Genomic DNA, 20107 nt, shown 5'->3' with positions numbered 1-20107 from the left:
CGCTTCCAGTTATTTCCAGATATTGAACGGGGTCTGCATCCACGCACCGACCACCACCAGCCACACGAGCGTGACCGGAATGAAGATCTTCCAGCCGAGCCGCATGATCTGGTCATAGCGGAAGCGCGGGAACGTCGAGCGGACCCACAGGAACATGGTGACCACGCAGAAGGTCTTGGCACCGAGCCAGATCCAGCCCGGAATGAAGCTCAGGAACTCGAACGGCGGCAGCCATCCGCCGAGGAACAGCACGACGCACAGGATCGAGACCAGCCACATGTTGGCGTACTCGGCCAGGAAGAACATTGCGAAGCTCATGCCCGAGTACTCGATCATGTGGCCCGCAACGATTTCGGACTCGCCTTCGACCACGTCGAACGGGTGGCGGTTGGTTTCTGCCAGGCCCGAGATGAAGTAGACGACGAAGATCGGCAGCAGCGACAGCCAGTTCCACGACAGGAACCCGATGCCCATCGATGCGAAGGTACCCTTGCCCTGCCCTGTCACGATGTCGGTCATGTTCAGGCTGGCCGACACCATCAGCACCACGACGAAGCAGAAGCCCATCGCGATTTCGTAGCTCACCATCTGCGCCGAGGCGCGCAGCGCGCCCAGGAAGGCGTACTTGGAGTTGGACGCCCAGCCCGCGATGATCACGCCGTAGACCTCGAGCGAGGTGATGGCCATCACGAACAGCAGGCCGGCATTGATGTTGGCCAGCGCCACGTCGGGACCAAAGGGAATCACGACCCATGCGACGAGCGCCGGCATGATGGTCATGATCGGGCCCAGCAGGAACAGGCCCTTGTTGGCGACCGTCGGAAGAATGATTTCCTTGGTCATCAGCTTGAGCGCGTCGGCAATGGGCTGCAGCAGCCCCAGCGGTCCGATGCGGTTCGGGCCGATGCGGATCTGCGTGAAGCCGATCGCCTTGCGCTCCCACAGCGTGAGGTAGGCCACGGCCCCCATCAGCGGAAGCACGACCACCATGATCTTGATCAGCGTCCAGATCACCGGCCAGGCCGCGGCCGTCCACCAGCCCGCGTGGACCAGCCCCTGGCCGTATGCATGCACTGCGTCGATCATGCCAATGCCTCCTCGGCACGGGCCGGTGCTGCCGGCGCGTTGCGCGCATCGGCGGTGAGTTGCAGCGACGGAGCGCGGCGCACGATCGAGTCGAGTTGATAGATGCTTGCGACCACGGGCGCGGCAACGGCGCCAGTGGAAGCAACAGCCTTCGCGGCGGTGGCATTGCTCAGGGCATTGGCCGGCACGGCACCGTTGTCGCCGATGGTGCGCAGCACGTCGGCGGTCGATTCGAACGCGAAGCCCGGCAGGCCCAGCAGGTTGGCCAGCACGCGCAGCACCTTCCAGGCCGGACGCGCCTCGCCCTGCGGCTTCACGACGGCATGGAAACCTTGCATGCGGCCTTCGGCATTGACGAAAGTGCCCGGCGTTTCGGTGAACGGCGCAATGGGCAGCAGCACGTCGCTGAATTCGAGGTTGGCCTTGAAGGGGCTCAGCGTGACGACCATCTGCGCATTGCCGATGACATCGGCGGCTGCGGCGCCCGCGGCCGAGTCGAACACCGGTTCGGTATTGAGCAGCAGCACGGCCTTGAGGCCCGAGCCCGCAGCCAGCATGCGGCCGGCATCGAGGCCGCCGTTCTTCGGGAACGCGCCGACGAGCTGCGCGCCCACGGTATTGGCGGCTTCGGTCAGGTAGCCGACGGTCGCGCCGGTCTGCGCGCCGATCCAGTTCGCGAGGGCCAGCAGGCTGCCGGCTTGCGCGTGGTGGGCGGCGGCATTGCCGAGCAGGATGGCCTTGCGCTCGCCGCTCAGCAGCGAGGCTGCGATGGCTTGGGCGGCGGCATCGGGTTCGTTCTTCGGTGCCAGCGGCGCGGCTGCACCGTTGGTCTGGCCGATGGCGGCAGCGACGGCAGCCAGTGCCTCGACCCACTGATCGGCTTCGACGATGGACGATTGCGCCACGCTGATGGCCCATGCATCGCGGTCGGCCATCAGGCTGGCCGAGGTGATCACCGACAGCGCGGCGCCCTTGCGCACGGCCTGGCGGATGCGCTGCGCGAACAGCGGGTGGTCCTTGCGCAGGTTCGAACCAATGATCAGTGCGCGCTGCAGCTGCGTGAGCGATGCAATCGAGGTGCCGAGCCAGCGCACGCCTTCGAAGGCCGTGAATTCGGCGTTGCGCAGGCGGTAGTCGATGTTGTCGCTGCCGAGCTCACGCGTGAGCATGGCGGCCAACTGCAGTTCTTCGAGCGTGCTGTGCGGGCTCGCGAGCGTGCCGATGCTCTGCGCGCCGTGGTCGGCCTTGATCTGCTTGAGGCCATTGGCCACGTATTCGAGCGCGGTCTGCCAGTCGACCTGCCGCCACTGGCCGCCCTGCTTGAGCATGGGCTGCGTGAGGCGTTCCGGGCCGTGGAGGGCTTCGTACGAGAAGCGGTCGCGGTCGGCGATCCAGCACTCGTTGACTTCTTCGTTCTCGAGCGGCACCACGCGCATCACGCGGTTGTTCTTGACCTGGACGATCAGGTTGGCGCCGGTGGAATCGTGCGGGCTCACCGACTTGCGGCGCGACAGCTCCCAGGTGCGGGCGCTGTAGCGGAAGGGCTTGCTCGTGAGCGCGCCGACCGGGCAGATGTCGATCATGTTGCCCGACAGTTCGGAGTCGACCGAATCGCCGAGGAAGGTTTCGATTTCGGAGTGCTCGCCGCGCTGGGTCATGCCGAGCTCCATCACGCCGGCCACTTCCTGGCCGAAGCGGACGCAGCGCGTGCAATGGATGCAGCGGCTCATTTCTTCCATGCTGATCAGCGGGCCGACGTCCTTGTGGAAGACGACGCGCTTTTCTTCTTCGTAGCGCGAAGAAGAACCGCCGTAGCCCACGGCCAGGTCCTGCAGCTGGCACTCGCCGCCCTGATCGCAGATCGGGCAATCGAGCGGGTGGTTGATCAGCAGGAATTCCATGACGGACTGCTGGGCCTTGATGGCCTTTTCGCTCTTGGTGCGGACGATCATGCCCTGCGTGACGGGCGTGGCGCAGGCCGGCATCGGCTTGGGCGCCTTTTCCACGTCGACCAGGCACATGCGGCAGTTGGCCGCGATGCTGAGCTTCTTGTGATAGCAGAAGTGCGGGATGTACGTGCCCGCCTTGTCGGCCGCATGCATCACCATGCTGCCTTCGGTCACTTCGACCTTCTTGCCGTCGAGTTCGATTTCGATCATGAGTATGTTTCTTCTCGCGCTCAGGCTTGGACGGGCGCTTTCGGGACGTAACCCGGAATCAGGGCCTCGAACTCGCGACGGAAGTGCTTGATCATGGCGCGCACCGGCATGGCCGCCGCGTCGCCGAGCGCGCAGATCGTGCGGCCCTGGATGTTGTCTGCCACGGAGTTGAGCAGGTCCATGTCCGACGCCTTGCCCTGTCCGTTGTGGATGCGGTCCACCACGCGGTAGAGCCAGCCCGTGCCTTCGCGGCACGGCGTGCACTGGCCGCAGGACTCGTGCATGTAGAAGTACGAGAGGCGCCGCAGCGACTCGACCATCGAACGGCTGTCATCCATGACGATGACGGCGCCCGAGCCCAGCATGGAGCCGGCCTTGGCGATGGAGTCGTAGTCCATCGTGCATTCCATCATGATGGAAGCGGGCAGCACCGGCGACGACGATCCACCGGGGATCACCGCCTTGAGCGTGCGGCCCTTGCGGACACCGCCGCACAGCTCGAGCAGCCTGGAGAACGGCGTGCCCATGGGCACTTCGTAGTTGCCGGGCAGCTCGACGTCGCCGCTCACCGAGTAGATCTTGGTGCCGCCGTTGTTCGGCTTGCCGCATTCGAGATACGCCGGACCGCCGTTGTTGATGATCCAGGGCACCGCCGCGAAGGTCTCGGTGTTGTTGATGGTGGTGGGCTTGCCGTAGAGGCCGAAGCTCGCCGGGAACGGCGGCTTGAAGCGCGGCTGGCCCTTCTTGCCTTCGAGCGATTCGAGCAGCGCGGTTTCCTCGCCGCAGATGTAGGCGCCGAAGCCGTGGGCCGCGTGCAACTGGAAGTTGTACGTGCTGCCCATGATCTTGTCGCCGAGGTAGCCGGCGGCGCGTGCTTCTTCGAGGGCTTCCTCGAAGCGGTCGTAGCTCTGGAAGATCTCGCCGTGGATGTAGTTGTAGCCCACGCTGATGCCCATTGCATACGCGGCGATGGCCATGCCTTCGATCACGATGTGCGGGTTGAACTGCAGGATGTCGCGGTCCTTGCACGTGCCCGGCTCGCCTTCGTCCGAATTGCAGACGAGGTACTTCTGGCCCGGAAACTGGCGCGGCATGAAGCTCCACTTCAGGCCCGTGGGGAAGCCCGCGCCGCCGCGGCCGCGCAGGCCCGAGGCCTTGACTTCGGCGATCACCTGGTCGGGCGTGAGACCTTCGGTGAGGATCTTGCGCAGCGCCTTGTAGCCGCCGCGCGCCTCGTAGTCGGCCAGGCGCCAGTTGGTGCCGTCGAGGCCGGCATAGATCTGCGGCTCGATGTGGCGGCCATGGAAACAGGTCTGGACGCCCGTGGCCTGGAATTGCTGGAGCACTTGTTCGGGCGACATCATGCGGCCTCCCCTTTGGCGGTGCCGGTGGACGAGCGCAGCCCGTCGATGAGCTGGTCGAGCTTCTCGTTGCTCATGAAGCTGCACATGGTGCGGTCGTTGACCAGCATCACAGGCGAATCGGCGCAGGCGCCCAGGCATTCGCTCTGCTGCAGCGTGAACAGGCCGTCGGCCGTGGTCTCGCCCATCTTGATGCCCAGCTTCTTCTCGAGGTGGACCAGCGCGGTGACGCCGTCGCGCAGCTGGCACGGCAGGTTGGTGCACACGTTGAGCTTGAACTTGCCCACCGGATGCTGGTTGTACATGTTGTAGAAGGTCGTCACCTCGTGCACGGCGATGGGCGCCATGCCGAGGTACTCGGCGATCTCGCGCTCGCGCTGCATGCTGATGAAGCCTTCGTCCTGCTGGACGATCGCCAGGCAGGCCATCACGGCCGACTGCTTGCCCGCTTCGGGGTACTTGGCGACCTCGCGCGCAAAGCGCTCGAGAATCGCAGGCTTCAGAGGAGCAGAAGGCGCCGAGGGCGCCGTGTCATGGTGGGTCGAGGAAGTCGTCATTCGCTCTTTCTCACCTGTCGATTTCGCCGAACACGATGTCCATCGTGCCGATCACCGCGACAGCGTCGGCGATCATGTGGCCGCGCGACATTTCGTCGAGGGCGGCGAGGTGCGGGAAGCCGGGCGCGCGGATCTTCAGGCGATACGGCTTGTTGGCGCCGTCGCTCACCAGGTAGATGCCGAACTCGCCCTTCGGATGCTCGACGGCGGCATAGGCCTCGCCTTCGGGCACGTGGAAGCCTTCGGTGAAGAGCTTGAAATGGTGGATCAGCTCCTCCATGTTCGCCTTCATCGATTCGCGCGCGGGCGCGGCGACCTTGTGGTTGCTGGTGATCACCGGGCCGGGGTTGGCACGCAGCCAGGCCGAGCACTGCTGGATGATCTTGTTGGCCTGGCGCATTTCTTCCACGCGCACGAGGTAGCGGTCGTAGCAGTCGCCCGTCTTGCCGACCGGCACGTCGAACTGCATCTGGTCGTAGACGTCGTAGGGCTGCTTCTTGCGCAGGTCCCATTCGACGCCCGAGCCGCGCAGCATGGGGCCGGTGAAGCCGAGGTTCAGCGCGCGCTCCGGCGTGACCACGCCGATGCCCACGGTGCGCTGCTTCCAGATGCGGTTGTCGGTGAGCAGCGTTTCGTACTCGTCGACCATCCCGGGGAAGCGCTTGCAGAAATCGTCGATGAAGTCGAGCAGCGAGCCCTGGCGGTTCTCGTTGAGACGCTCGATCGCCTTCGCATTCTTGATCTTGCTGACCTTGTACTGCGGCATCGTATCGGGCAGGTCGCGATAGACGCCGCCCGGGCGGAAGTACGCCGCATGCATGCGCGCGCCTGACACGGCTTCGTACATGTCGAACAGGTCTTCACGTTCGCGGAAGCAGTAGATGAGCATGTTCATCGCGCCGCAGTCGAGGCCGTGCGCGCCGAGCCACAGCAGGTGGTTCAGCAGGCGGGTGATCTCGGAGAACATCACGCGGATGTACTGCGCGCGGATCGGCACATCGAGGCCCATCATCCGCTCGATGGCAAGGCAGTAGGCGTGCTCGTTGGACATCATCGACACGTAGTCGAGGCGGTCCATGTAGGGCAGCGACTGGATGAAAGTGCGCGATTCGGCAAGCTTCTCGGTCGCGCGGTGCAAGAGGCCGATGTGCGGATCGGCGCGCTGGATCACTTCGCCGTCGAGCTCGAGCACCAGGCGCAGCACGCCGTGTGCTGCCGGATGCTGGGGACCGAAGTTGAGGGTGTAGTTCTTGATTTCGGCCATATGTGTCAATGCAGACCGCTGCCGTAGTTGTCTTCGCGAATCACGCGCGGCGTGATTTCCCGCGGCTCGATCGATACCGGCTGGTAGACCACGCGCTTCTGCTCTTCGTCGTAGCGCATTTCGACGTGGCCCGACACCGGGAAGTCCTTGCGGAACGGATGGCCGATGAAGCCGTAGTCGGTCAGCAGGCGGCGCAGGTCGTCGTGGCCTTCGAACACGATGCCGTAGAGGTCGAAGGCTTCGCGCTCGAACCAGGTGGCGGCGCTCCACACGGGCTGGAGCGAATCGACCACGGGCAGGTCTTCGTTCGGCGCGAACACTTTGAGGCGCACGCGCTGGTTGAGGCTCACCGACAGCAGGTGCGTGACGACGCCATAGCGCTCGCCCTGCCACTCGCCTTCGCGGTAGTCGGAATAGTCCATGCCGCAGAGGTCGATCAACTGCTCGAAACGGCAGCCTGGCGCATCGCGCAGCAGCGTGGCCGCCTCGATGTAGTCGGCTGCACCCACCACCACGGTCACCTCGCCCAGCGCGAGCGTCACGCTCCTGGCCCTGGCGCCGAGCGTCTCGGCGATGGTGGCGCGCAGCACCTCCGGCGAAATTGCAAAGTCAGTCATCGTCGGCAATCCCTCAGGCGCGGGCAATGGTGTTGGTGCGGCGGATCTTCTGCTGCAGCTGGATGATGCCGTAAAGCAGCGCTTCGGCGGTGGGCGGGCAACCCGGCACGTAAACGTCGACCGGCACGATACGGTCGCAGCCGCGCACCACCGAATAGCTGTAGTGGTAGTAGCCACCGCCGTTGGCGCATGAGCCCATCGAGAGCACCCAGCGCGGCTCGGGCATCTGGTCGTAGACCTTGCGCAGTGCCGGCGCCATCTTGTTGCACAGCGTGCCGGCCACGATCATCAGATCGGACTGGCGCGGACTGGGCCGAAACAGCATGCCGAAACGGTCGATGTCGTAGCGGGCCGCGCCTGCGTGCATCATTTCGACGGCACAGCAGGCCAGACCGAAAGTCATCGGCCAAAGTGATCCGGTCTTCGCCCAGTTCACCACCGAGTCGTAGGTGGTGGTGACGAAGCCTTCCTTCATGACGCCTTCAATGGCCATTTTGTCGATTCCTTGTCATTCCCAGTCGAGCGCGCCTTTTTTCCACTCGTAGGCAAAGCCCACGACGAGGATGGCCAGAAAGATCATCATGGCCCAGAAGCCGACGGCGCCGATTTCCTTGAGCGCAATGGCCCATGGAAAGAGAAAGGCAATCTCGAGATCGAACAGGATGAAGAGAATGGCGACGAGGTAATAGCGCACGTCGAATTTCATGCGCGCATCCTCGAAGGCCTCGAAGCCACACTCGTACGGAGCGTTCTTCGCTGCGTCGGGCCGGTTGGGCCCCAGGATGTAGCCGATGACTTGCGGTGCGACGCCTACACCGACACCGACCAAAATGAACAAGAGGACGGGAAGATAGGAATCGAGGTTCATCGGGAGATTTTTCACCGCTTGCCACCGGCAGGAAAACACTCTGGATGAGGTTTTCTGCCGATGAGATTTGGTGCGGTCGGCGAGACTCGAACTCGCACAGCTTTCGCCACTACCCCCTCAAGATAGCGTGTCTACCAATTTCACCACGACCGCGGTTTTTTGTTCGGATGGCATGAGGTACCTGGAAAGGTGTTTGGCTTTCCGAACAGCTTTAGAGTTTACCCTGAAATGAAAGCAGTTTCTCACTGGCGGCTTCACGAAAACAACCTGATTATTTGTTCGGAATCTGACCCGCGCCCGAAACAGGTGCGGCAGGCGCCGAAGCAGGTGCACCGGCAGGCGCCGCGCCCGAGGTACCGCCAGGAATCTGCCCCGCCGCGCCAGAGGCGGGCGTTGCCGGCGTGCCGATGGCTGCGCGCTCGAGCAGGCTGCCGCCGCCCGCAGGCCGCGCATGGCTGAAGTAGGCCAGCAGCAGGGTGCATGCAAAGAAGACGGCCGCCAGCACGGCCGTGGTGCGCGAAAGAAAATTCGCGCTGCCGCTGGCGCCGAACAGGCTGCCCGCGCTGCCGCTACCGAAGGCCGCGCCCATGTCGGCGCCCTTGCCGTGCTGGATCAGGATCAGCCCGATCATTGCAAGCGCCGACAGCATTTGCACGCCGACCAGAAGATTGAGGACCACATTCATTCGTTCTTACTCCTAATTGATGTCGGCCACTGCCCGCGTTCAGCGGGAAGCGGCGGAAATGATCTGCAAAAAGTCGGGGGCCTTGAGCGAAGCGCCGCCGATCAGGCCGCCGTCGATGTCGGGCTGTGACAGCAGCTGCGCCGCATTGGCCGCGTTCATGCTGCCGCCGTAAAGAATGCAGATGCCGGCGGCATGTTCGCTCGCGGCATGGTGCAGCTGCGCGCGCAGCACGGCATGCACCGCCTGCGCCTGCTCCGGCGTGGCCGTCTTGCCGGTGCCGATGGCCCAGACCGGCTCGTAGGCCACGACGATCTCGCTGATGCAATGGCCATTGAGGTGGATCACCGCGGCCAGCTGGCGCTTGACGATTTCTTCGGTGCGCCCTGCTTCGCGCTCGGCCAGCGTCTCGCCCACGCAGACGATCGGCGTGATGCCGTTCGCGAGCGCAGCCGCCGTCTTGGCCGCCACCGCATCGTCGGTTTCGCCGTGGTATTGGCGGCGCTCCGAATGGCCGACGATGGCATAGCGCACGCCGAAATCCTTCAGCATGGCCGCCGATTGCTCGCCCGTGAACGCGCCTTGCGGGTGCGCCGAAATGTCCTGCGCGCCCAGCGCCATGGCGCCGGAGCCGGCCAGCAGCAATTGCAGCTGGGCGAAATAGGGGGCCGGTGCGCAAAGCGCAATGTCGCAGCTGGCCGGCGCCGCGGCCAGGCCCTGCTGCAGGGCCTTCACCAGCGCCTCGTTGGCAGCCAGGCTGCCGTTCATCTTCCAGTTGCCGGCGATCAGCTTCTTTTTGGTCGTCATCGTGTTGTTATCCGTCACCATGTCAGCACGATCTTGCCGATGTGCTGGTTGGATTCCATCAGCGCATGCGCCTGTGCCGCGCCGCTGGGTTCGCCGCCCGCCGCGAAGGTGCTGTGGATCACAGGCTTGACCGCGCCGCTTTCGAGCAGCGGCCAGACCTTTTTCCGCAGCGCCTTGGCGATGGCACCCTTGAATGCCACCGGCCGCGGCCGCAGCGTGGAGCCGGTGATCACCAGCCGCTTGCGCAGCACCAGGCCCGCATTGAAGTCGCTCTTGACGCCGCCCTGCACCGCGATGATCACGAGCCGGCCGTCTTCGGCCATGCACTCGATCTCGCGCGCCACGTAGTCGCCCGCGACCATGTCCAGGATCACGTCCACGCCCTTGCCGCCGGTGAGCTTCTTCGCCTCTTCGGCGAAGTCGCTCGTGCGGTAGTTGATGGCGTGGTCGGCGCCCAACTTTTTGCAGGCCTCGCACTTGTCGTCGCTGCCGGCCGTGACGATCACGGTGGCGCCCAGCGCCTTGGCGATCTGGATGGCCGTCACGCCGATGCCGCTGGAGCCACCCTGGATCAAGAGCGTCTCGCCTTTTTGCAGGCGGCCGCGCTCGAACACGTTGCTCCAGACGGTGAAGAAGGTCTCGGGCAGCGAGGCTGCCTCGATGTCGCTCCAGCCCTTGGGCACCGGCAGGCATTGCGCCACGGGCGCCACGCACAGCTGCGCATAGCCGCCGCCCGCAATCAGCGCGCAGACGCGGTCGCCGATCTTGAAACCCGCCTCGGCCAAGGCCGCGGCATCGCCCGAGACTATCTCGCCGGCCACTTCGAGGCCCGGCAGGTCGGAGGCGCCCGGCGGAACCGGGTAGTGGCCCTTGCGCTGCAGCACGTCCGGACGGTTCACGCCGCTGGCCGCGACGCGGATCAGCAGTTCGCCCACGCCGGCCACCGGATCGGGGCGCTCCACGGCGCGCAGCACCTCGGGGGCGCCGTACGAAGTGATTTCAATGGCTTTCATGGTCCTTGGCCTGCAACGCCCGTCGCCGGGCGTGGTTAGCGAATCCAGAAGATGGCAACGGCATGGCTGCCGTTGCGCCCTTCCTTCTTACTCTTGCGGTTCGCGCGGTGCGTACGGCTGCTCGCCGACGGGCGCCTGCGGCTGCTCGTGGCGCGGCTGCTGTTGCTGCTCGTTGCCGAAACGCGGAGCACGGTCGCCGCGATCGCCACCACGGTCACCACGGTCCGAGCGCTCGCGGCGGTCGCCGCCGCGGTCGCCACGGTCTTCGCGCGGCGGGCGCTCGCTGTATTCCATGCCGGCCGGACGCTCGGTCAGGGCCTTCATGGACAGCTTGACGCGGCCCTTTTCGTCGGTTTCCAGAACCTTGACCTTGACGATCTGGCCTTCGCTCAGATAGTCGGTCACCTTCTCGACGCGCTCGTGCGCGATCTGGCTGATGTGCAGCAGGCCGTCCTTGCCGGGCAGCAGGTTGATGAGCGCGCCGAAGTCCAGGATCTTGGTGACCGGGCCTTCGTAGACCTTGCCGATTTCGACTTCGGCCGTGATCTGCTCGATGCGCCGCTTGGCGAACTCGGCCTTTTCCGGATCGGTCGAGGCGATGGTGATGGTGCCGTCTTCGTCGATGTTGATCGTCGTGCCGGTTTCTTCCTGCAGGCCGCGGATGACCGCGCCGCCCTTGCCGATCACGTCGCGGATCTTCTCGGGGTTGATCTTCAGCGTGGTCAGGCGCGGAGCGAACTGCGACACCTCGGTCTTGGCTTCGCCCATGGCTTCCTGCATCTTGCCGAGGATGTGCATGCGCGCTTCCTTGGCCTGGGCCAGGGCGACCTGCATGATTTCCTTGGTGATGCCCTGGATCTTGATGTCCATCTGCAGCGCGGTGATGCCGTTGGTCGTGCCGGCCACCTTGAAGTCCATGTCGCCCAGGTGATCTTCGTCGCCCAGGATGTCGGTCAGCACCGCGAAGCGGTTGTCTTCCTTGATCAGGCCCATGGCGATGCCGGCCACGTGGGCCTTCATGGGCACGCCGGCGTCCATCATCGAGAGGCAGCCGCCGCACACCGATGCCATCGACGAGGAGCCGTTGGATTCGGTGATTTCCGACACCACGCGAATGGTGTACGGAAATTCTTCCTTGGTCGGCAGCACGGCGACGAGCGCGCGCTTGGCCAGGCGGCCGTGGCCGATTTCGCGGCGCTTGGTCGAGCCCATACGGCCCACTTCGCCGGTGGCGAAGGGAGGCATGTTGTAGTGGAACAGGAAGCGGTCTTCGTACTCGCCCATCAGCGCGTCGATGCGCTGCGCGTCGCGTTCGGTGCCGAGCGTGGTGATGACCAGGCCCTGCGTCTCGCCGCGCGTGAACAGCGCCGAGCCGTGGGTGCGCGGCAGCACGGAGTTGCGGATCTCGATGGGACGCACGGTGCGCGTGTCGCGGCCGTCGATGCGGGGTTCGCCCGAGAGGATCTGGCTGCGCACGATCTTGGCTTCGATCGAGAACAGCAGGTCGTTGACCTTGCCGGCGTCGAAGGGCTCGCCGCTTTCCTTCAGCGCGTTCATCACGCTGGCGTTGGCTTCGCGCAGGGCCTGCGTGCGGGCCTGCTTGCTGCGGATTTGATACACGGCGCGCAGCTTTTCCTCGGCCAGGCTCTTGACCTTGGCAACGAAGGCTTCGTCTTCGGCCGGCGGCTGCCAGTCCCACACCGGCTTGCCGGCGTCGCGCACGAGTTCATGGATCGCGTTGATCGCGACGTTGGCTTGCTCGTGGCCGAACACCACGCCGCCCAGCATGATTTCCTCGCTGAGCTGCAGGGCTTCGGACTCGACCATCAGCACGGCGGCTTCGGTACCGGCCACGATGAGGTCCATCTGCGAATCCTTGCGGGCGGTCTGGCCCGGATTCAGCACGTACTGGCCGTTGATGTAGCCCACGCGCGCGGCACCGATCGGGCCGCTGAACGGAATGCCGGAGATCGACAGGGCGGCGCTCACGCCGATCATGGCGGCGATGTCGGCGTCGACTTCGGGGTTGAGCGACAGCGTGTGGATGACCACGTGCACTTCGTTCAGGAAGCCTTCGGGGAACAGCGGACGGATCGGGCGGTCGATCAGGCGGCTGGTCAGGGTTTCGTGTTCGCTGGGCTTGGCTTCGCGCTTGAAGAAGCTGCCGGGGATCTTGCCCGCGGCGTAGGTCTTCTCGATGTAGTCGACGGTCAGGGGGAAGAAGTCCTGGCCCGGCTTGGCGGTCTTGGAGGCGACCACGGTCGCGAGGATCACGGTGCCGTCGATGTCGACCACCACGGCGCCGCCGGCCTGGCGGGCGATTTCACCCGTTTCCATGACGACGGTCTTGTCGCCCCATTGGAAGGACTTGGTGACTTTGTTGAAGAGGCTCATGTTTTGCTCCTGTTTTGAGAGCGGATGACCTGCATTCGGCACAGGTTCCGCAGGGACGGAGGCTTCTCAGAACACGATGCCATTCCAGCGAAGCTCGGCGGGAACTTCATTGGAATGACACAGCTTCGCTCTGTTTTGGCACTCCGAAAGTGGATCGCGAAGTAAAAAACGCCTGAGCTAGCGGACTAACCCAGGCGTTTTTTCATGCGATTCGATTTACTTGCGCAGACCCAGCTTGGCGATCAGCGCGGTGTAGCGGTCGGCGTCCTTGGACTTGAGGTAGTCCAGGAGCTTGCGGCGGCGGCTCACCATGCGCAGCAGGCCGCGACGGCCGTGGTGGTCCTTGGCGTGCGTCTTGAAGTGGGGGGTGAGCTCGTTGATACGGGCGGTCAACAGTGCAACTTGCACTTCCGGGCTGCCGGTGTCGTTGGCGGCGCGGGCGTTGTCCTTGACGACTTCGGCCTTGATGGAGGCTGCGATCATTGAATTTCCTTTGTTCCGGGATGTTTGACTTGCGGTGAGCGCTGGAACTGCCCTCACCGTGCGCCTTGCGGCATGCAAAGCTCCGGGATTATACATCGGCCCGCCTGGCCGCCCCCTCACGCTGCCGCCCGTCGAGCGAGACCAGGCCCACCGCCCCCAGCACGCAGGCGGCGCCGGCCACCTGGGCCCCGCCCACCGCCTCCCCCAGCCACCACGCGGCCAGCACCAGCGCCGACACCGGCATCAGCGCGGTGAACAGCGCCGCCTCGGCACCGCGCAGCCGGGCGGCGCCCGCGTACCAGAGCAGGAAGCCCGCAACCGTCGGCACCAGCGCGTAGTAGGCCACGCCCGCCAGCGCCGCAGCCGGCACCGGCTGGAGCCACGCCCGCTCCAGCAGGGCCGGGACCGCGGACAGCAGCAGTCCCAGCGCGACCATCGCCGTCGATTGAACGAGCGGCGCCAGCGGCACCCGCAGCCGCTTGTTGAGCAGGATGAACAGCGACTCGAGCGCCACCGCGCCGAGCACCAGCAGATTGCCGATCAGCGCGGCCGGCGTGCGATGGCCGGCCTCGCCGCCCGGGCGCAGCGTGATCGCCAGCACCCCGAGGCTCGCGAGCACGATCCCGCCGACCAGGTAGCGCCCCGGCCGCTCGCGCAGCGCCAGCACGGCCACCAGCGCGGCCATGGCCGGCAGGGTGCCGGCCACCACGCCGGCATCGGCGGCCGGCGCCCAGCGCACCCCCAGGATCAGCAGCACCGTGTAGCCGACGCTGCCCGCCGCCGCCTGGCACAGCAGCAGCACGGCGTCGTGGCGGCCGGGACGCGGCCACGGGACGCGCATGAACCCCATGAGCGCCGCGAACACGGGCAGCGCCAGCGCGAAGCGCAGCGCGGTCGCGGTGAACGGCGGCAGCCCGCTCGCAATGAGCTTGCTTGCGACCACCGTGCTGCCGACCGTGACCATGGCGAGCGCGCACAGCCACATTCCCTTGCTTCGTTCCGACATTCCTGTTGCCTTCGCTTTCGTGTGGAGAAGGCGCGAGCGTCGCCCGCCGCAGCCCCTGCGGTCTTGAACGAAATTGCAGGCGAAGGAAAAGAGGGGCTCAGCCGCTGCGCGCCGCGGCATACGCCCCGGGCGTGAAACCCAGGAAACGCACGAAGGCCCGCGTCATGTGGCTCTGGTCGGCAAAGCCCGCGCCGGCCGCGGCATCTGCCAGCGTCCTGCCCTGCGCGATCAGCCGGCGGGCGCGCGACAGCCGGCACTGCTGCAGCCAGGCGTGCGGCGGCAGTCCGAAGGCGGCCGCGAAGCCGCGCAGCAGCTGGTAGCGGCTCAGGCCGGCCTCGCGCGCCAGTTCGGCGAGCGTCGGGGCATGGATGCAGTCGTCGGCAATGCGCGTACGTGCACGCTCCATCGCCGTGGGCGCGAAGCGCCGCGGCGGCTCCAGGGTCCGCATGCCGGGCGCATTGCGCAGCAGCTGCAGCACGCCCTGCTCCAAGGCCAGCGCCTCGTCGCCCTGCGCAACGGCGGCGAACAGCCGGTCCACGCCCAGGCGCAGCGCCGGGTCGCTGACCACCGGCTGCGTCAGTTCGAAACCCGCAGCGCCATCGGCCAGCAGCGCGGGCGCCAGATGCAGCATGCGCCAGGCCCGCGCCTCGCCGAGCATCGCAACGCCGTCATGCACTTCGCCCGGATTGACCGTGATCACATCGCCGCGCACCGCCTCGACGGCGCCGCGACCGCTTGCCGAGCGCTGCCCGCCGCGATCGATCACGCCGATGCCGAACACGTCGTGCATGTGGCGCGGAAAGCTGCGGTTCGACTCGGCCGCGATGGTCTGCAGGCCCGCCAGCGCCGAGCCGCGGACACGCACGGCATCGACCGGCGCAGGCTTCGGCGGCATGCGGCCTCCTTCAGGCCTTCTGCTTCAGCAGCCAGCCGCGCAGCCGCTCCACGCCCTGCACCAGCCGCTGCGGATCTTTCGAGGCAAAGCACCAGCGCAGCCAGCCCTGGGCCTCGGGCGCGAAGGCGTTGCCGGGCGCGAGGCCGAGGCCGGCTTCGACGACCAGGCGCTTGGCCAGGTCGAGGGAGTCGCCGAAGCCTTCGAGGCGGAAGAAGGCGTACATGCCGCCCTTGGCGGGGGCCACCTGCACGCCGGGCAGCGCGGCCAGCAGGGGCACGAGGGTGTCGCGGCATTGCTTCAGGTGCGCCACCACGCGCGGCGTGATGTCCGCGGTGTGCTCGATGGCGGCGACCGCGGCGCGCTGGGTGAAGACGCTGGCGCAGGAGGTGTTGAACTCGATCAGCTTGCCGATGCCGTCGACCAGCGCGGGCGGCAGCACGAGCCAGCCGAGGCGCCAGCCGGTCATGAGGAAGCTCTTCGAGAAGCTGTGCGTCACCACCAGCCGGTCGTCGGGCCGGGAAATATCGAGAAAGCTCGGCGCGCAGCCGTTGGGCGTGGACTCGAAATACAGCCGCTCGTACACCTCGTCGGCCAGGATCCAGGTGCCGGTTTCGCGGCAGTGGTCGAGCACGGCCTGCTGCTCTTCGCGCGTCATGGTCCAGCCGGTCGGATTGTTGGGCGCATTGACGATCAGCAGCCGGGTCCCTGGCGTGACCGCCTGGCGCAGCGCGGCCAGGTCGAGCGTCCATTCGCCATCGGCGGGCACCAGCGGCACCGTGCGCACCCGGGCGCCGAGGATCGCAGGCTGCGCCGTGAGGTTGGGCCACACGGGCGTGACCGCGACCACTTCGTCGCCCGCGTCGACCAGTGCCTGCACCGCGAGCATCAGCGCGCTGACACCGCCGGACGTGACGGCGATGCGCGACGCATCGACCGCGGGATGCAGCGCGCTGGTGTAGCGCGCAATGGCTTCGCGCAGTTCGGGCAGCCCGAGGTTGTGCGCGTAGAAGGTTTCGCCGCGCTGCAGCGAGTCGATGGCCGCCTGGCGGATCACCTCGGGCGTGACCTCGTCGCTTTCGCCGAACCAGAACGCAAGCACGTCGTCGCGGCCGAGCCCGGCATTGGCAACCTCGCGGATCTTGGAGGCTTCGAGGTTGTGGATGGCTTCACGCATATGTGGGTTTCCTAGATTCTTTTCATCTTGCAGGTGGTCGGCAGTTCGGCGCGTTCGGCCGCGATGGTCTTGATCACGCGAAAGCCGTAGCCCGATCCTTCGACATCGAACTGCACGCCCGGCCTGCCCTGCTTGTCCATCACGCCGACCACCAGCTGCTGCTGGAACTGATGGTCCGCCGCGCGCATGCGGCCGCGCTGTCCGTAGAGGCTCACGTCGGCCTGCTCGAGCGCGCGCGCCACGGCCACCGCGTCGACGTTTCCTGCGCGTGCTATCGATTGCGCGAGCGACTCCACGAGCAGCTGCATGCGCATGTGCACATAGTCGTCGGCGGGTTTGGGAAAGCGCGTGCGGAAGGCGCGGTAGAAGGCCTCGGACTGCGCGGTCTGCACGTTGGGCAGCCAGTCGGCCACCGCGATCACGCGGCCGATGCCGGCGTCGCCGATGGCCGCGGGCGCGCCCAGCGCGTTGCCGTAGAAGGTATAGAAGCTGCCATTGAAGCCGGCCTCGCGCGCAGCCTTCACGAGCAGCGTGAGGTCGTTGCCCCAGTTGCCGGTGAACACCGCTTGCGCACCGCTCGCGATGATCTTGCTGGCATAGGGCGCGAAGTCCTTCACCTTGCCCATCGGATGGAGCTCCTCCGCGACGATCTCCACGTCAGGCCGCTGCACGCCGAGCTGGCGCTTCGATTCGCGCAGCACCGCCTGCCCGAAGCTGTAGTCCTGCCCGATGAGGTAGGCGCGCTTGATGGCCGCATCGTCCTTCACCACTTCCATGAGCGCGGCCACGCGCATGTCGGCATGCGCGTCGAAGCGGAAGTGCCAGAAGCTGCAGCGCTCGTTGGTCAGCGCCGGATCGACCGCCGCGTAGTTGAGGAAGATCACGCGCCGCGCGGGATCGCGCTCGTTGTTCTTCTCGATGGCATCGACCAGTGCCGCGGCGGTGGCCGACGAATTGCCCTGCAGCACGATGCGCGCGCCGTCGTCCATGGCCGCGCGCAGCGCCGACAGCGCTTCTTCGTTCTGACCCTTGCTGTCGTAGCGGTCGAGCTGCAGCGGCCGCGCTCCGCCCGGCAGCTTGACGCCGCCGCGCGCATTCACGCGTTCCACGGCCCACAGCAGATTGCGAAACACCGCCTCGCCGGTATTGGCGAACGGCCCGCTCATGCTTTCGATCAGCGCGAGACGGATGGGCACGGGCGGTGTCTGCGCCGGCGCTGCGAAGGGGGCCGCGCATAGCGCCAGCGCCGCAAATTTCAAGGCCTTGCGACGCCAAATAAAGGGGGGGGTCATTGTCTTGAAACGGATGCCGCTGTGCCTAGATGAGGTGTCAAGCGGCACTCAGGATTGAATGGCCGCGCAGTGTAAGGGACACACATTCCTTGTCCCCATTGTGTTCATTCAGGAGTTCTCACATGTTTTTCGCACCGACCCTTCGCACCGCCCGCTTTGCACCCCGTTCGTACGACCGCGCCTTCGAGCGCTTCGTCAACGACGCCTTCGCCGGAACGCGCCCCTCGCCGCTCGTCGAGCAGGACGACAAGAGCTGGACGCTTTCCATCGACGTGCCGGGCCTCTCGCGCGAAGACCTGGCCATCGGCATCGAGGGCGCCGTGGTGCGCATCGACAGCAAGGCGGAAGCCAGGCGCCAGTTCAAGGCGGCCTACGAACTGCCGCTGGACATCGACGTGGCTTCGAGCGAGGCCAGGCTCGAGAACGGCGTGCTGACGCTGAAGCTGGGCAAGCAGGTGCCGGTCAGCCAGGTTGCGCAGCTGCCGATCAACTGAGCCTGCAAAGCCCACAAGAGGAAAGTGTCGTTATGTATTGTTTTTGACTTTGAAGACGCTCCCTAATCACAATACGACAGCGAATAACGTCACATCATGTGACGTATTCACATTTTCCTTTCTTCGTGGGCGTTTCGACAGACGCACCGAATCCATGACGGTGCGGATTCGGGTGCCCCTCAAGGCACGCCATGATCACGCACCTCAAGTCAGCCAAAGACAATGAACGGTCCGATACGCTCTTGGTCTTCCTGCCGGGCGCCTACCTGAAACCCGACGAGTTCGAGCGCGAAGGCTTCATCAGCGCCGTGCGCGAACGCCACCTGGCGGCCGACTCGCTGCTGGTGGATGCCGACGTTTCCTACTATTACGACCAGACGCTCAGCGAGCGCCTGCATGCCGACGTCATCGAGCCGCAGCGCGCCAAGGGCTACAAGTCGATTTGGCTGGTCGGGATTTCCATTGGCGGCTTCGGCGCGCTGGTCCATGAACTGTCGCGGCCGGGCTCGGTCGACGGCATCGTCGCGCTGGCGCCCTATCTGGGGCGGCGCGTCCTGGGTGCCGAGATCCTGAAAGCCGGCGGCCTGCGAACCTGGCAGGCGCCGGCCGGCCCCCTGCCCGACGAGGAAGTCGACCGCAAGCTGTGGCCCTGGTTCCAGCAGTACCTGGAGCCGCACAAGTCCCAGAGCCTGCCCCAGCTCTATCTCGGGTTCGGCCTCAGCGACCGCTTTGCCAGCAATCACAAGCTGCTGGCGGACGCCCTGCCCGAAGGCCGCGTCTTCACGACCGAGGGCGGCCACGACTGGCCGCAGTGGCGCCAGCTCTGGCGCAACGTGCTCGACGTGCTGCCGCTGCCGTCGCTCGGCCGGCCACGCCCGGCGGCTACGCGGGCACCGGCCGCAGCGCCTCGGACGGCACCATCAGCGAAGCCATGGGCCATCGCGGCTTGACGTCGAAGGCATAGCGCTCGCTGGCCTGCGCCAGGCCCGACTGCAGCCGCATGGCGGCCGCCATGGCAATCATGGCGCCGTTGTCGGTGCACAGGTGCAGTTCCGGATAGTGCACCCGCACGCCGCGCCGGGCGCAGGCGGCGTTCAACTGCTCTCGCAGGCTTCGGTTCGCACCCACCCCGCCGGCCACCACCAGCCGCTGGAGGCCCGTCTGCTCGAGCGCGGCCAGCGACTTCTTCAGCAGCACCTCGACGATCGCCGCCTGCGTGGACGCGGCCAGGTCGGCCTTGTTCGCCTCGAGTCCGGCGCCGAGCTTCTTGGCCTGCGTGAGCACCGCGGTCTTCAGGCCGGCGAACGAAAAATCCAGGTCGCCGCTGTGCAGCAGCGGCCGCGGCAGCTTGAACGCCGCGGCATCGCCCGCTTCCGCCAGCTTGGCCAGCCAGGGGCCGCCCGGATAGGGCAGGCCCATGAGCTTGGCGCTCTTGTCGAAGGCTTCGCCGGCCGCATCGTCGATGGTTTCGCCCAGGAGTTGGTAGTGACCGACGCCATCGACCCGCATCAGCTGCGTATGGCCGCCTGACACCAGCAGCGCCACGAACGGAAACTCCGGCGAATCTGCGCTCAGGAAAGGCGACAGCAGGTGCCCTTCGAGGTGATGCACCCCGAGCACCGGCTTGCCCAGCGCGGCGCCCAGTGCGCAGGCCACGCCGGCGCCCACGAGCAAGGCACCCGCCAGGCCCGGGCCGCGCGTGTAGGCGACCACATCGATCTCGGCCAGCGAACGCCCCGCCTCGGCCATCACGGCTTCGGTCAGCGGCAGCACGCGGCGGATGTGGTCGCGGCTGGCCAGCTCGGGCACCACGCCGCCATAGGCCTGATGCATGGCGATCTGGCTGTGCAGCGCGTGCGAACGCAGCAGCGGCAGCGCGTTGCCATGCGTTTCCACCAGCGCCACGCCGGTTTCGTCGCAGGATGATTCGATTCCCAGGAGAAGCATGCCCGGGA

At 66.2% G+C, this 20107-nt stretch carries 20 protein-coding genes and 1 tRNA gene; 2 read left to right on the top strand and 19 right to left on the bottom strand.

Annotated features, from left to right (window positions below):
• Nucleotides 1–9 precede the first annotated feature (9 nt).
• The 18 genes from nuoH to QFZ47_RS21950 all read right to left on the bottom strand — a co-directional run bounded on the left by nuoH (nt 10) and on the right by QFZ47_RS21950 (nt 17658).
• Nucleotides 10–1086, bottom strand: a complete 1077-nt coding sequence (gene nuoH, locus QFZ47_RS22035; RefSeq protein WP_307657654.1) for an NADH-quinone oxidoreductase subunit NuoH — start codon at nt 1084–1086, stop codon at nt 10–12.
• Complete coding sequence (gene nuoG / locus QFZ47_RS22030) at nt 1083–3245, bottom strand: NADH-quinone oxidoreductase subunit NuoG (RefSeq protein WP_307657653.1); 2163 nt, start codon at nt 3243–3245, stop codon at nt 1083–1085. Before nuoG ends, nuoH begins: the two co-directional genes overlap by 4 nt.
• Before the next feature lie 20 nt (nt 3246–3265).
• A complete protein-coding gene (nuoF, locus tag QFZ47_RS22025) occupies nt 3266–4606 on the bottom strand; it encodes an NADH-quinone oxidoreductase subunit NuoF (protein ID WP_307657652.1) in 1341 nt (446 codons plus the stop codon).
• Nucleotides 4606–5163: an NADH-quinone oxidoreductase subunit NuoE family protein gene (locus QFZ47_RS22020; RefSeq protein WP_307657651.1), complete on the bottom strand. Its 558-nt coding sequence runs from the start codon at nt 5161–5163 to the stop codon at nt 4606–4608. The genes nuoF and QFZ47_RS22020 overlap by 1 nt, the downstream gene beginning before the upstream one ends.
• A 10-nt stretch (nt 5164–5173) precedes the next feature.
• Nucleotides 5174–6427, bottom strand: a complete 1254-nt coding sequence (locus QFZ47_RS22015) for an NADH-quinone oxidoreductase subunit D (protein ID WP_307657650.1) — start codon at nt 6425–6427, stop codon at nt 5174–5176.
• Nucleotides 6428–6432: 5 nt separating this feature from the next.
• Nucleotides 6433–7044: an NADH-quinone oxidoreductase subunit C gene (locus QFZ47_RS22010; protein WP_307657649.1), complete on the bottom strand. Its 612-nt coding sequence runs from the start codon at nt 7042–7044 to the stop codon at nt 6433–6435.
• Between the two features lie 13 nt (nt 7045–7057).
• Nucleotides 7058–7537, bottom strand: coding sequence for a NuoB/complex I 20 kDa subunit family protein (locus QFZ47_RS22005; RefSeq protein WP_021008163.1), 480 nt, complete (start codon nt 7535–7537; stop codon nt 7058–7060).
• 15 nt (nt 7538–7552) lie between these two features.
• Complete coding sequence (locus tag QFZ47_RS22000; protein WP_012748607.1) at nt 7553–7912, bottom strand: NADH-quinone oxidoreductase subunit A; 360 nt, start codon at nt 7910–7912, stop codon at nt 7553–7555.
• A gap of 68 nt (nt 7913–7980) precedes the next feature.
• Nucleotides 7981–8065, bottom strand: a tRNA-Leu gene (locus QFZ47_RS21995).
• Between the two features lie 118 nt (nt 8066–8183).
• Nucleotides 8184–8597, bottom strand: coding sequence for a preprotein translocase subunit SecG (gene secG / locus QFZ47_RS21990; RefSeq protein ID WP_124961640.1), 414 nt, complete (start codon nt 8595–8597; stop codon nt 8184–8186).
• 39 nt (nt 8598–8636) lie between these two features.
• Nucleotides 8637–9422 carry a triose-phosphate isomerase gene (tpiA, locus tag QFZ47_RS21985; protein ID WP_307657648.1) on the bottom strand — a complete coding sequence of 262 codons (786 nt, stop codon included), beginning with the start codon at nt 9420–9422 and terminating at the stop codon, nt 8637–8639.
• Entirely contained in the window at nt 9416–10414 is a 999-nt protein-coding gene (locus QFZ47_RS21980) for an NAD(P)H-quinone oxidoreductase (protein WP_307657647.1), read from the bottom strand. Before QFZ47_RS21980 ends, tpiA begins: the two co-directional genes overlap by 7 nt.
• An 87-nt stretch (nt 10415–10501) precedes the next feature.
• Entirely contained in the window at nt 10502–12808 is a 2307-nt protein-coding gene (gene pnp, locus QFZ47_RS21975; protein ID WP_307657646.1) for a polyribonucleotide nucleotidyltransferase, read from the bottom strand.
• 216 nt (nt 12809–13024) lie between these two features.
• Nucleotides 13025–13291: a 30S ribosomal protein S15 gene (gene rpsO / locus QFZ47_RS21970; RefSeq protein WP_007837783.1), complete on the bottom strand. Its 267-nt coding sequence runs from the start codon at nt 13289–13291 to the stop codon at nt 13025–13027.
• An 88-nt stretch (nt 13292–13379) separates the two neighbouring features.
• Complete coding sequence (locus QFZ47_RS21965; protein ID WP_307657645.1) at nt 13380–14297, bottom strand: DMT family transporter; 918 nt, start codon at nt 14295–14297, stop codon at nt 13380–13382.
• A gap of 97 nt (nt 14298–14394) precedes the next feature.
• Entirely contained in the window at nt 14395–15192 is a 798-nt protein-coding gene (locus QFZ47_RS21960) for an AraC family transcriptional regulator (RefSeq protein ID WP_307657644.1), read from the bottom strand.
• 10 nt (nt 15193–15202) lie between these two features.
• Nucleotides 15203–16366, bottom strand: coding sequence for a pyridoxal phosphate-dependent aminotransferase (locus tag QFZ47_RS21955; RefSeq protein WP_307657643.1), 1164 nt, complete (start codon nt 16364–16366; stop codon nt 15203–15205).
• A gap of 11 nt (nt 16367–16377) precedes the next feature.
• Nucleotides 16378–17658 carry a branched-chain amino acid ABC transporter substrate-binding protein gene (locus tag QFZ47_RS21950; RefSeq protein WP_307657642.1) on the bottom strand — a complete coding sequence of 427 codons (1281 nt, stop codon included), beginning with the start codon at nt 17656–17658 and terminating at the stop codon, nt 16378–16380.
• A 122-nt stretch (nt 17659–17780) separates the two neighbouring features.
• On the opposite strand from QFZ47_RS21950, the gene QFZ47_RS21945 reads away from it, so the two are divergent.
• Both QFZ47_RS21945 and QFZ47_RS21940 read left to right on the top strand, forming a co-directional pair.
• Complete coding sequence (locus QFZ47_RS21945) at nt 17781–18152, top strand: Hsp20/alpha crystallin family protein (RefSeq protein ID WP_307657641.1); 372 nt, start codon at nt 17781–17783, stop codon at nt 18150–18152.
• Between the two features lie 191 nt (nt 18153–18343).
• Nucleotides 18344–19102 carry an alpha/beta hydrolase-fold protein gene (locus QFZ47_RS21940; protein WP_307657640.1) on the top strand — a complete coding sequence of 253 codons (759 nt, stop codon included), beginning with the start codon at nt 18344–18346 and terminating at the stop codon, nt 19100–19102.
• Here the strand turns inward: QFZ47_RS21940 and tsaD are convergent.
• On the bottom strand, nt 19035–20099 hold the full coding sequence (tsaD, locus tag QFZ47_RS21935) for a tRNA (adenosine(37)-N6)-threonylcarbamoyltransferase complex transferase subunit TsaD (protein WP_307657639.1): 1065 nt from the start codon (nt 20097–20099) through the stop codon (nt 19035–19037). The genes QFZ47_RS21940 and tsaD overlap by 68 nt on opposite strands.
• Between the last annotated feature and the right edge of the window lie 8 nt (nt 20100–20107).

The organism is Variovorax paradoxus, from assembly GCF_030815975.1.
GTDB lineage: Bacteria > Pseudomonadota > Gammaproteobacteria > Burkholderiales > Burkholderiaceae_C > Variovorax > Variovorax paradoxus_N.
This window is presented reverse-complemented; position numbering and strand designations above follow the sequence as displayed.